Genomic DNA, 12,367 nt, shown 5'->3' with positions numbered 1-12,367 from the left:
ACGGCTTAATGATTCAGAGCTTAGCAATTTAAGGGTTAGCTGCTTAAAGGCTTAACGACTTACAGGTTAAGGGTTAGAGAGAGGGGTGAAAGAGAATGAAGCAACAATTTGAAGGTAGTTATCTGGGAGATAACTCAAAATTGGCCGACGATACCCGCCTGGAGTGTAAGATCTGCTGGTATATCTACGAGCCTGGTCAGGGGGATGATTTCTGGCAAATAGCGCCGGGAACAGCGTTCAGCCAGTTACCGGATCATTGGCGCTGTCCTGAGTGTGATGGTGAAAAAGACCAGTTTATGGTGCTGGATAATGAGTGCTGAGTAGGGCCTCTCTGCTGTGATAACGTGTAATAGAAGCAATAGATCAGCCTGTCGAATACTGACAAAACGGATACCAGCAGAGCTAAATGTCGGCAGGGCTATGATAAGGATCATAAATGGAAACTGAGTTACCACCAGAACAGCAACAAGATGAAAAAGAGCAAAAGCGTCTGGATCTACTGAACGGTTTTTACCGCCAGGCAGCACTGCGTATGGTGGAGTTGCCGTTTTATAACCATCAGCTAGTGGTTGAAGCCGTGGGTTTTCGTTTATGGCTGGATCAGAAAAATCAGGTTGCTCAGCAGGAGCAGCAGAGGGAGGGTGCCAGACAGAGTGGGGAAGGACAACAAGTCAATGTTGCACAGAATACCGTTGTTGCTCAGAGAAAAAGTGCTGCTGAGCTGGGAACAGTAGAACGTAATGATGATGCAGGTCTGGGAATCGGACACATTGGTGTTTTGATCACCCCCTGGTTTATGAGTCTGGTCTTTTTCCCACAACAGCATAACGATCAACGAGAATTGGCTGGTGAAAAATATAGTTTGTCTCTTCCCGGTGGTGATTTTGAAATGATCGCCAACTACCAGCAGGAAACGGGTTTGTTTTATAGCTGTTCACTGTTTTCCCCTATGGCTGAGTTTGACTCTCAAGCGTTTGCTCGTCAGGTTGCCGTTGAAGTGTTAGGGCAGGTTTTTCCATCGGTAGGTAGCAGTCCAATGGTTGATAAACAGATGGATAACAACAAAGCGTGGAATGCATCCATATCTTTAATGGAATCTGAGCAAGTAGACAACACCGGAGCAAAAGAAGCGGAGGAAGAAGAGGAAGAAACAGAAAAGGTTGATCTATCCCGACGCCGTTTATTTGGTTTTGGTAGCAAAGCTGGCAAGGGAAAAAGCACAGCCGAGATGGATGCTGTAGAGGTAACAAATGTTTAACCAGCAGATCGGTTTGATACTGGATCAGAAAGGTGATTTAACCATTCAGCCCAGAGGCCAGTTACCGATTGATCGCTTGTTAAAAGGTAAAACACTGGCTGAAGCCGAAAGTGTGATTCCTGGCTTATTTAGTTTATGCGGTGAGGCTCATAAGTCCGCTGTAAAGTTACTATCCGGTGACCTGGTTGAGCATCAGGCTCAACACAGTCTTTGGGTGGTACAAGGCGAGGCATTAAGAGAGCAGCTGTTATCTCTATTGCAGTGGCAAAGCTGGTGTCTATTGATAGACGCAAGAGAACAGCTGGAAGCTAAGAAATGGTTGCTAAGTTGGTTTAATCAGTGGAAACAAAGTTGTCAGCAGGCGTTAAGCGAGTATTTGGAAAGCACGTTAGTAAAGGGAAATAATATTCAGCCACAGCTTGCGAGGCTGCAGTTAGCAGAGAAACAGAAACAACTGCTGAAAGAGTGTCAGAACTGGTATCAGCAACAGTTTTCAGAAAGCTTTTGGTCGGAATGTTTAAATAAAGTGCAACCCTTTGATTTTTTTGAAGAAAGCTCTGGGTTGCGAAGACATGTAGCTCAAGATGCCAAGTCTGCTGTTATCTCGGGTGATGGCCTAGAAAGTCCGCAAAAAAGTAAATCTGGAGATGTTCAGAGCTTATTGCATCAGTGGTTAGTCTGTTATCAGGATTATAGCCGGTTTCCTGTCACTGATTGGCCATTAGCACAGATTGATCAGGGTTTGAGTTGTCGCTTTTCTTATCCTGTAAAGTTGGGAAATACTAAAGATAAACAAATAATTACGAATACGTTGACCCAGCTTAGGGGCAATGTGGAACAAGTTATACAACAATTGCTGGAAAACAGTTTTTCTGAAATGGAAAGTTATTTTTCGCTACTGGAAACTAAAGTTAGTATAAACAGTGAGCTATCTTGCGGGGAACGGTCTGGTCGAGTGGCTCAGGTGATGACGGCACGCGGCCCTTTATTGCACTTTGTCACTTTGGACCAGAATCATCAGATCCTGAACTACAAGATCCTAGCGCCAACAGAACGTAACTTTGCTGTAGACGGTGTGTTACAGCGCTGGTGGCAATTACTGGCTCGACAGGGGAAAACCAGAAGCAGGCAACAGTTAGAAGTACTGGCACTGCTATTGGATGCCTGTGTTGAGGTAAACATAGCTGAAGCGGAAATAGCTGAGGTGGGCGCAGAAGAGGCAGGTAGAGAATAAATGGTCTTTGTCGAGACAGATTCAAAGGAGAGCCAAGGTGCATGAGATGTCGATTTGCGAAGGCCTGGTGCAGGTACTTGAAGACCAGTCCACTTCGCAAAACTATCAAAAAGTAAAACAGGTTTGGTTAGAAGTAGGGCCATTGGCCGCCGTCGAAACCGAGGCATTACGTTTCTGTTTTGATGCCTGCACACGCAATACCCTGGCAGAGGGCGCCTTGCTACATATTATAGAACTGCCCGGCAGCGGTTGGTGTTTAGGTTGCAGTCAGTCTATTGAAGTAGAACAGCGTTATCAGGCGTGTCCGGCCTGCGGTAGCTATCAGGTGCAGGTCACCGGTGGCGAAGAACTAAGAATAAAAGAGTTAGAGGTGGAATAGATGTGTACAGTATGCGGTTGCGCTGAAGGCAACGTAAGTATCGAAGGTCAGCACGGCCCTTCTCATAACCACAGCCATGATCACTCTCATGGGCATAGTCATTTTCATGAGCACGGACATCATCATGACCATTCTCACGATCATGATCACAGCCACGATCATGCCCAACCTCATTCACACAGCCATAGCCATTCTCATAGTCATTCACACGGTGAAGACAAAGCAGCGGCGACTCAATTCCAGCCGGAACAAAACAACGGTGATCTGCACTTTGGTCAGGGGGCTGCCAGAGCCCATGCGCCGGGTTTGACGCAAAGCCGTATGGTGCAGATTGAGCAGGATATTCTGGGCAAAAACGATCGTTATGCTTCCGTAAACCGTGCCCGTTTTCAGCAGAAAAATACTCTGGTGCTGAATCTGGTATCCAGCCCGGGTTCCGGCAAAACCACGTTGTTAACCGAAACCCTGAAACGCCAGCTGGAGCGTATTCCTGTCGCGGTGATTGAGGGTGACCAGCAGACGGCTAACGATGCAGATCGTATTCGTGAAACCGGTGCTAAGGCGATTCAGGTCAATACCGGTAAGGGCTGTCATTTAGATGCCCATATGGTCGGCCATGCATTGGAGCAACTGGACGAGCTGGAAAATGGCATTCTCTATATTGAAAACGTCGGTAATCTGGTCTGTCCTGCCGCCTTTGATCTGGGTGAAAACAGCAAGGTGGCGATCCTGTCGGTCACTGAAGGCGAAGATAAGCCAATCAAATACCCGGATATGTTCCATGCCGCAGATCTGATGCTGTTAAACAAAGTCGATCTGCTGCCTTATCTGGATTTTGATGTGGAAGCCTGTATCGAATATGCCCGTCGAGTGAACCCTGAGATTCAGGTGATTCAGGTCTCTGCCAAGAGTGGCGAGGGCATGGATGAGTGGCTGGATTGGATTTACCAACAACGCCGAGTAGGTCTGGAGCAACAACTATCCGAACTAAAAGAAAAGGTCGCTAGTCTGGAACGTCAATTAGAAGCGATTTAACAGAAAAACACTCATAAATGACAACAAGACCCGTTAAAACGGGCTGAGGCTGATAAAACCATGAACCACTTTTCAACCCCTCTCGGTTCGCTGTCTGAGGAAAGTAGCAGCGAAACCGTCTCTATAAAAACGCGCCCTAAGGTGCTGGTGGTCGATGATGAGATTCGCTCTTTGGAAACCCTGGAGCGTATTCTGGATGAGTCCTTTGATGTGCTCACCGCTTCCAGCGCCACCGATGCTTTGGCCCTGCTGGAGCAGTGCAGTGATCAGGATCTGTGTGCGATTCAGGTGATCGTTTGTGACCAGCGTATGCCGGGAATGACCGGCGTGGAGTTTTTGACTCAAGTCCGTCAACGCTGGCCGGAAACAATCCGTCTGATGCTATCCGGTTATACGGATTCTGAAGATATTATCTCCGGTATCAATGAAGCCGGAATCTATCAATATCTCACTAAACCCTGGCACCCGGATCAGTTGCTGTTGGCGGTTAATAACGCGGCAAAATTGTGGCAACTACAGCAACAAAATGAGCTGCTGGCTAATGAGATGCGGCTAACAGCAGATGTGGCCGAGGGCAAAATTCTACGCCATAAACAAAAGCTGAAAGCTGACTTTCAACTGGAGGGTATCTGTCGTGGTGAGCAGAGCCCACTGGAGGCTTTGTGCGATGAAGTGGCTCAGATTGCCCCTTATGATATCGCCGTGTTGGTAACAGGAGAGTCCGGTACTGGTAAAGAGCTGTTTGCTCGTGCCTTGCACTATAACAGTCATCGTTCTGATCAACCCTTTGTGGTGGAAAACTGTGGTGCCATGCCTGATGAGTTGCTGGCCAGTGAATTGTTTGGCCATAAAAAAGGCGCGTTTACTGGGGCAATAGCCGATCATGTTGGTCTGTTTGAGCAAGCGGATGGCGGCACTATCTTTCTGGATGAGATTGGTGAAATCACGCCTGCTTTCCAAGTCAAACTGTTGCGTGTACTGCAGGAGCGGGAAGTGCGTCCTGTCGGTAGTCATCGCCGCCGCAAAGTGAATGTGCGTGTGATTGCTTCAACCAACCGGGATCTGCAGGAAGAGGTTCAGGCAGGGCGTTTCCGTCAGGATCTCTACTATCGTCTTGCCCAAGTTACCTTGACACTACCGCCGTTAAGAGATCGTGGCAATGATATCTCTGTTTTAGCCGAGAAAATCCTGCAAAAGGCAGAGCAGGACTTTGCCAAGCCTGTGCAGGGTTTTACCGATTCCGCCCTTGCCTGTATGCAGGCCTATCACTGGCCCGGCAATGTACGTGAGTTGGAAAATGAAGTGCGCCGTATGTTGGTGATGGCGAAAGAAGATCAACTGGGGGCGGAGTTGCTATCGCCTCATGTATTGCGTGCCGCACCGGAAGATGAGCAACAGGCCCGTGAGTTAACCATGCTCGGCGGTATGGAAGGCACGCTAAAAGACCGTATCGAAGCCCTGGAAGCCCGCATCGTAAAAGAAACCCTATTGCGTTTTCGCTGGAACAAAAGCCGTGCCGCCAATGAGCTGGGCCTTTCCCGTGTTGGTCTGCGCAGCAAAATCGAACGTTACGGTATCGATCAACCCAATTAACCATCTGGTCTATCTGGAGAAGGCATATGTGTTTAGGAATTCCCGGCCAGGTGGTGGCCATTGTTGATGCAGCTGCACAGCTGGCATCGGTGGATGTATGCGGTGTAAAGCGGCAAGTGAATTACGCCTGTGTGCTGGAAGAGGGCGCTGCAGCTGAGAGCCTGATTGGAGTCTGGGTTTTGGTTCATGTGGGTTTTGCCATGAGCCGTATTGATGAAGCAGAGGCACAAAGTACCCTGGCATTATTGGCTGAGTTGGACGAGCTCAATGAAGAGATGGATGCTATTAAGGCCAGTGTGGCGGGTTCCGAGGAGTCTGCATCATGAACGATAAAGCCGATAAAACCAGCAGCAGAACAGCTCTGGGGCAAAATGATGATCTGCTGGCGGCTTTTTATCCCGGTATGAAGCCAGAGAGTGCTAAAGAAGCTTCCGATGATGGTCTGTTGAACTCTGTACAGATCAAGGTTCAGGAAAGTTTAGCCGCTAAACAGCAGTTTTTCACCGATTATGGCGACACTTTGGTGCAAATCAGCCGCACCATTGCCGATGCCTATAAAGCCGGTGGCCGTTTGTTAACCGTAGGTAACGGTGGTTCCAGCTGTGATGCGGCTCATCTGGCGTTGGAGTTTCTGCATCCCGTAACCGCGGGGCGTCAGGCGTTACCGGCATTGAATCTCACCAGTGATATATCAACCATTACTGCAGTGGCCAATGATGTGGGCTATAAGCATGTATTTGTGCGTCAGTTGTTGGCTCAGGTAATGCCGAACGATGTGTTAGTAATTTTCTCTACTTCCGGTAATTCCGACAATCTGATGGCACTGAATCAGAAAGCATTTGAGCTGGGTATCAAAACAGTAGGTTTCCTGGGGCTTGATGGTGGAGAGCTGCATAAATCCGGCAAGCTGACTCATAGTCTGGTAGTGGAGTGCGACTCTGTACATCGCATTCAGGAGAGTCATCTGGTGGCCTATCACATATTATGGGATCTGGTGCATACCCTGCTGGCGAATCATCGTGTTGCCCGCGAAATCACTTTCTAACTTCAGTCATTAAAGGAGAACGCGATGCGTTTTGTTGATGAATTCCGTGACCCTCAGATGGCTGAAGCTCTGTTACAGCGTATTCGCCCTCTGGTTGATAAAAAAGTTCAGCAGTTGGGACGGCCTCTACAGCTGATGGAAGTGTGTGGTGGTCATACTCATGCGATCTTTCGCTATGGTCTGGAGCAGTTACTGCCCGAGATGGTTGAGTTGGTGCATGGCCCGGGTTGTCCGGTCTGTGTACTGCCCATGGGACGGGTGGACGACTGTATTGCCATTGCGGAACAACCCAATGTTATTTTCACTACCTTTGGCGATGCGATGAGGGTGCCAGGTTCGAAAAAGAGTCTGTTACAGGCCAAGGCCCAAGGTGCGGATATCCGTATGGTGTATTCGCCGCTGGATGCACTGCAGTTGGCGAAAAAGAATCCAGATAAAGAAGTGGTGTTTTTTGGTCTGGGTTTTGAAACCACTATGCCGAGTACGGCGCTGACTGTATTGCAGGCAGAGAAGGAGGGCATCACCAACTTCAGCCTGTTTTGTAACCATATCACCATTATTCCTACCATTAAGGCTGTGCTGGATTCACCGGATCTGCATCTAGATGGTTTCTTGGGGCCGGGTCATGTCAGTATGATTATCGGCACCCGTCCTTATGAGTTTGTCGCCCAGCAGTATAAACGCCCTATGGTGATCGCCGGTTTCGAACCCTTGGATGTGTTGCAATCGGTGTGGATGATTCTTCAGCAACTGGATGAAGGCCGCTGTGAGGTTGAAAATCAGTATGGTCGTATCGTGCCACCCGATGGTAATCGTCAGGCATTGCAGGCAGTAAGTCAGGTCTTTGAACTGCGTGAGTTTTTTGAATGGCGTGGTTTAGGTTCCATTGATCATTCTGGTGTGCGTATGCGTGATAGTTACAGAGCTTGGGATGCTGAAAAGAAGTTTAGCCTACCTAATGTGAAGATTGCGGACCCTAAGTCCTGTCAGTGTGGTGAAGTGCTTAAAGGTGTGATCAAGCCGTGGGAGTGCAAGGTCTTTGGCCGAGCCTGTACGCCAGAGACACCCATGGGTGCCTTGATGGTGTCCAGTGAAGGTTCATGTTCTGCTTATTTTACCTACGGCAAGGTGAATCAGGATGATCAAATCCCTGCTGAGCAAGTGAGCTGATCATTGGCCTTTGGATAACTGTTATACCAACCCAAAGAAGCTGTTGTAGGTCGGAAAAGCCGCAAGGCGCCTTCCGACAACCATCTTGACGAACACTGAGCACAAAAGCCTCGCAGAGATCTTTGCTACCACCTTGCAGCGCATCCCTGCGCTGGACAAGGTGTTACGGCCATCCATGGCCGAATGTAGCAAAGACCCTCTGCAGGCGGTCAGCTTCTGAGTTAAAAATATTTGTCGTTTCTGCTGTTGTGAAGCATTTAGGGATAGATGTCATGTATATGATGGTTTCTTTAGCACAGTGGAAATAAGTATAGAATAAGAAAAGAGAACATTATGACTTATAGCCCAAAAAGAACGGTAAAAGGCGATGTAATCACCATGGCTCATGGCAGTGGTGGTAAGGCGATGCGTGATCTGATTGAAGATGTGGTCTTGGGTGCTTTTTATAACCCTGAGCTGGCTGCTCTGGAAGATCAGGCCCGTATTGATCTGGCTGAATTGACGACTCAGGGCAATCGTTTGGCAATGACGACGGATAGTTATGTGGTTGATCCCATTGAATTCCCGGGTGGTGATATCGGCACCTTGGCGGTCAACGGTACGGTGAATGATATCGCTATGAGCGGTGCTAAGCCTTTGTATTTAAGCTGTGGTCTGATTATCGAAGAAGGGTTGGAGATTGAAACCCTGCGTCGTATTTTGACTAATATGCGTAAGGCCGCTGATGCAGCGGGTGTGCAGATTGTCACCGGGGATACCAAGGTGGTGAATCGAGGCAAAGCCGATAAGTTGTTTATCAATACTACAGGTGTGGGTGTGATTCCCACTGATGCTCAGATCTCAGCCGGTCGCGCTCAACCAGGTGATAAGGTGATTGTGAACGGCTATGTGGGTGACCATGGCGCGGCAATTCTGAATGCCCGTGGTGATCTGATGCTGGAAGTTGAACTGGAAACCGACTGCCAGCCGTTAAATGGCCTGGTTGATGTGATGCGTGAGGTGTGCCCCGATATTCACTGTATGCGTGATGCCTCCCGTGGTGGTGTTGCAACTGTTCTGAATGAATTTGCTGAAAGCTCTGAGGTCGCTATTCGATTGCAGGAATCAGCAATTCCGGTACGTAATGAAGTGCGAGGGGTGTGTGAGATTCTGGGTTTAGATCCGCTGCACTTTGCCAATGAAGGTAAGCTGGTCGCCATTGTTCCTGCTGACAAAGCGGAAGCATTGGTTGAAGCGATGAATAATCACCCAGCAGGTCAGGGCTCGGCGATAATCGGTGAAGTGGAAGAGGGGCCAAAAGGCCGTGTAACGCTACAAACAGGTTTAGGCGGCGGTCGTATTCTGGATATGCTGATTGGTGAGCAATTGCCTCGGATCTGTTAAATCGGTTGGTTGTGTTAGCTTTTTAAGCAACCAAACCAACCGATTAGATAGCCTGCTATCCGTTATCAATAGCAGGCTAACATTCTTTATTCAAACCCCATCATTTCCGGGAAGAATAACAGCAGAGCCAAGACAAGTACTTGTAAGGCGATAAATGGCAGCACCCCTTTATAAATATCCATCGTCGAGACTCCATCCGGTGCGACCCCTTTGAGATAGAAGAGACTAAAGCCAAAGGGTGGTGTCAGGAAGGATGTTTGCAGGTTCATAGCGATCAGGATCGCAAACCAGGTCATATTGATGCCCAGGATCTCAGCAATCGGCACCAGAATCGGTACGATAATAAAAGAGATCTCTACAAAGTCGATAAAGAAGCCCAGGATCAGGATTACCATCATCGACAGCACCAGGAAGCCCCATTTCTCACCGGGTAGGCTGAGCAGCACTTCTTCAACAATCTCTTCACCACCGGTATATGAGAAAGCCATTGAGAAGGCGGTCGCCCCCAGCAAAATAGCGAACACCATTGCGGTAACTTTAACCGTTTCAATACCGCTGTCCATGATCATCTTCCAGCTAAACTGGCGATAGAAGATGGCTAGAATCACGGCACCCACACCACCGAGAGCAGCAGATTCAGTTGGTGTTGCAACACCGGCAAAGATAGAACCCAGTACGATCAGAATCAGTGCTAGTGGCGGTACAATGGCTTTGATCGCTTTAAAATACAGAACCTTACGATCAATGCTGTCATCCATCGGCATCGCAGGTGCAATTTCGGGCTTCATCCAAGTGTAAACCAGAATATAGATGATATAGACAGCAATCAGCAGGAAGCCAGGGCCTACAGCGGCCTGGAATAGATCCCCCACAGGAATACCCATCACATCACCCAGAATAATCAGAATGATCGAGGGTGGAATAATCTGCCCTAAGGTACCGGACGCACAGATGGTGCCGCAGGCCAGATGTTTGTCATACTGATATTTCAGCATCACAGGCAGTGAGATCAGACCCATAGCCACTACAGATGCACCGACAACTCCGGTAGAGGCAGCCAGCAATGCGCCAACCAGAATCGTAGAGATCGCAATACCACCGCGCACCTGGCCAAATAGGGTTCCCATAGATTCCAGCAGTTGCTCCGCCAGACGGGTTTTCTGCAGCACCAGACCCATAAAGATAAACAGCGGGATCGCCATCATTACCGTATTTTGCATAATGCTCATAATACGGAATGGCATAAAGGCGAACATATCCATGCCTTCGGCAAAAACACCGAAGATCAGGGCGACACCACCAAAGGTAAAGGCTACAGGGAAACCCAGTAGCAGCAAAACCAGAGCGGTTGCGAACATTAAAATACCGATCATGTTGGCCTCCTACAGCTCGGTTTTGTGGTAAATAGGTTTGTGATAACCCAGTAGGGTATTCACTGAATTCAGTAGCAGCCCCAGGCCGCTGATGGCCATAAAACCAAAGGAAACCGGAATGGCTGCTTTGATAATCCAGCGATGGGGCAGGCCACCGGGATCACCGCTGCTTTCACCTAATTCATAAGCTTCTTTCACAAAGTCGATACCAAACCAGGTCACCAAACCACAGAACGGCAGTAGAAAAACGATAGTGCCAAACAGATCGATCCAGGCGCGGCCATTAGGGGAGAGGCGTTCGTAGATCAGGTCAACACGTACATGACCACCGGCTTTTAAGGTAAAGGGCACACCAAACAGAAAGGTGGCTGCAAACAGGTGCCACTCCAGCTCCTGCAGGGCAATGGATACATCATTCAGAAGATAACGTGCCAGTACGTCGTAAAAGACGTTAACCAGCATCGCGAGAAAAATCAGCGCAGAGAAGGTGCCCAGTCGGTCGGAAATCCAATTAAGGATATTTTCCAACCGTACCAGGGCAGGCACAGATGTCGTGGACATATGCTTATCCTTACGGGTTAGGTGTCGGGTGTAGGCGTTGAGAATTGTTATAGCTTGTGTAACGGTGGTTCAGTGGTACGTCGGATAGAAACCAATACCGTCTTAATGCTTGTTGACTTTGCCTGGAGGCAGGCCTGGTTTTAGGTCTAGCCCTAGGTAAAGAGAAAATCAGAAAAGAGCGTTCGGCTCTTTTCTGATTATTAGGGGGTTATTCGCCCGCAATGGAGTCCAAATATTGTTTATCCGCAATATTGGTCCAGCCACGCACCTGTTTCAGATAAGCTGCCTGAGATTCGATAATCTCTTTTGCCATTGGGTTTGAAGCCGCTTTTTCCGCCAGCAGTTTATCGTTAGCGCTACGCATCGCCTCAATTACTTCACTTGGGAAACGCTTCACTTCGATATTTGGATATTCCTGCTTCATAGTGGCCCAGTTCTCGCCGGAAGCGTGTGTGGACTGGATATACATATCGTAAGCCGCAGTACGCATGGATACACGCAGGATCTCTTGCAGATCTTCCGGCAGTTCCTTCCAGCTGCGCTCATTGATCAGGAACTGCAGCTCAGTGGCAGGCTCATGCCAACCGGTGTAGTAGTAAGGGGCGATTTTGTGGAAGCCCATACGCAGATCCAGGGATGGACCAACCCATTCCAGTGCATCAATGGTGCGACGTTCCAGAGAGGTATACAGCTCACCCGTTGCGATATTAGTCGGCTTAGCCCCCAGCTCTGCCAATACTTCACCCGCAAAGCCTGGAATACGCATCTTCAGACCTTTCAGGTCCTCAACGCTATTGATCTCTTTTTTGAACCAACCGCCCATCTGAACGCCGGTATTACCGCCAGGGAACGACATCAGGCGATGACGCTTGTAGACCTTCTCCATCAGCTCCATACCGCCGCCGAAGTAGAACCAGCCGTATTGTTCTGGTGCCGTCATACCAAACGGCATAGTGGTGAAGAACAGCGTATTTGGATCTTTACCCTTCCAGTAGTAGGAGGCCGTGTGGCCCATGTCGTATTGACCACCCTTAACCATATCGAAAATGGCCAGTGGTGCTTTGTGTTTGTTAGACGAGTCAATACTGATCTTTAGACGACCATTGGACATCTTCTCAGCCATAGCGGCCATATTACGAGGGGCATCACCAAAGATAGGAAAGTTGGTTGGCCAGCCTTCCGCCATTTTCAGACGATAGACTTTATCATCTGCCATTGCAGGTGAAACCAGAAAACTCAGACAGGTTGCCGCTGCCAGAGCCTTTTTGCCAAAAGAGAGTTTTTTCAAGGCGCTAAACATTATTTTTATCATCCTAAGCGTATGAAGGGCTATCAC

13 protein-coding genes are annotated in these 12,367 nt (G+C 48.7%); 10 read left to right on the top strand and 3 right to left on the bottom strand.

All coding sequences use genetic code 11. The annotated features are described in order from the left end of the window. Nucleotides 1-95 precede the first annotated feature (95 nt). The 10 genes from H579_RS0109320 (at nucleotide 96) to hypE (ending at nucleotide 9,097) form a co-directional block, all read left to right on the top strand. On the top strand, nucleotides 96-320 hold the full coding sequence (locus H579_RS0109320) for a rubredoxin (RefSeq protein WP_028300449.1): 225 nt from the start codon (nucleotides 96-98) through the stop codon (nucleotides 318-320). Between the two features lie 116 nt (nucleotides 321-436). Next, a complete protein-coding gene (gene hybE / locus H579_RS27810) occupies nucleotides 437-1,258 on the top strand; it encodes a [NiFe]-hydrogenase assembly chaperone HybE (protein WP_028300448.1) in 822 nt (273 codons plus the stop codon). Further along, nucleotides 1,251-2,492 carry a hypothetical protein gene (locus tag H579_RS0109310; RefSeq protein WP_028300447.1) on the top strand — a complete coding sequence of 414 codons (1,242 nt, stop codon included), beginning with the start codon at nucleotides 1,251-1,253 and terminating at the stop codon, nucleotides 2,490-2,492. Before hybE ends, H579_RS0109310 begins: the two co-directional genes overlap by 8 nt. Nucleotides 2,493-2,538: 46 nt before the next feature. Beyond that, entirely contained in the window at nucleotides 2,539-2,871 is a 333-nt protein-coding gene (gene hypA, locus H579_RS0109305) for a hydrogenase maturation nickel metallochaperone HypA (RefSeq protein WP_036565918.1), read from the top strand. Next, nucleotides 2,872-3,906 (top strand): hydrogenase nickel incorporation protein HypB, encoded by a 1,035-nt coding sequence (hypB, locus tag H579_RS0109300; protein WP_028300445.1) that lies wholly within the window; start codon nucleotides 2,872-2,874, stop codon nucleotides 3,904-3,906. A 60-nt stretch (nucleotides 3,907-3,966) separates the two neighbouring features. Continuing rightward, on the top strand, nucleotides 3,967-5,499 hold the full coding sequence (locus tag H579_RS0109295; protein WP_084624053.1) for a sigma-54-dependent transcriptional regulator: 1,533 nt from the start codon (nucleotides 3,967-3,969) through the stop codon (nucleotides 5,497-5,499). 26 nt (nucleotides 5,500-5,525) lie between these two features. Beyond that, the gene (hypC, locus tag H579_RS0109290; RefSeq protein ID WP_028300443.1) at nucleotides 5,526-5,825 is read left to right on the top strand and encodes a HypC/HybG/HupF family hydrogenase formation chaperone; all 300 of its coding nucleotides are present in this window, start codon (nucleotides 5,526-5,528) and stop codon (nucleotides 5,823-5,825) included. Next, the gene (locus H579_RS0109285; protein ID WP_084624052.1) at nucleotides 5,822-6,544 is read left to right on the top strand and encodes a D-sedoheptulose-7-phosphate isomerase; all 723 of its coding nucleotides are present in this window, start codon (nucleotides 5,822-5,824) and stop codon (nucleotides 6,542-6,544) included. The genes hypC and H579_RS0109285 overlap by 4 nt, the downstream gene beginning before the upstream one ends. A gap of 24 nt (nucleotides 6,545-6,568) precedes the next feature. Continuing rightward, on the top strand, nucleotides 6,569-7,714 hold the full coding sequence (gene hypD, locus H579_RS0109280) for a hydrogenase formation protein HypD (RefSeq protein ID WP_028300441.1): 1,146 nt from the start codon (nucleotides 6,569-6,571) through the stop codon (nucleotides 7,712-7,714). A gap of 333 nt (nucleotides 7,715-8,047) precedes the next feature. Further along, on the top strand, nucleotides 8,048-9,097 hold the full coding sequence (gene hypE / locus H579_RS0109275) for a hydrogenase expression/formation protein HypE (protein ID WP_036565916.1): 1,050 nt from the start codon (nucleotides 8,048-8,050) through the stop codon (nucleotides 9,095-9,097). 86 nt (nucleotides 9,098-9,183) lie between these two features. Here the strand turns inward: hypE and H579_RS0109270 are convergent, their stop codons facing one another. From H579_RS0109270 to H579_RS0109260, 3 genes are all read right to left on the bottom strand, one after another. After that, nucleotides 9,184-10,470 (bottom strand): TRAP transporter large permease, encoded by a 1,287-nt coding sequence (locus H579_RS0109270; RefSeq protein WP_028300439.1) that lies wholly within the window; start codon nucleotides 10,468-10,470, stop codon nucleotides 9,184-9,186. Between the two features lie 9 nt (nucleotides 10,471-10,479). After that, complete coding sequence (locus tag H579_RS0109265; protein WP_036565913.1) at nucleotides 10,480-11,031, bottom strand: TRAP transporter small permease subunit; 552 nt, start codon at nucleotides 11,029-11,031, stop codon at nucleotides 10,480-10,482. Between the two features lie 208 nt (nucleotides 11,032-11,239). Continuing rightward, nucleotides 11,240-12,331 carry a TRAP transporter substrate-binding protein gene (locus H579_RS0109260; RefSeq protein ID WP_211224695.1) on the bottom strand — a complete coding sequence of 364 codons (1,092 nt, stop codon included), beginning with the start codon at nucleotides 12,329-12,331 and terminating at the stop codon, nucleotides 11,240-11,242. Nucleotides 12,332-12,367 lie beyond the last annotated feature (36 nt).

The organism is Oceanospirillum beijerinckii DSM 7166 (assembly GCF_000422425.1).
GTDB lineage: Bacteria > Pseudomonadota > Gammaproteobacteria > Pseudomonadales > Halomonadaceae > Oceanospirillum > Oceanospirillum beijerinckii.
The sequence above is the reverse complement of the archived record's forward strand: the minus strand, read 5'-3'. Positions and strand labels throughout refer to the sequence as shown.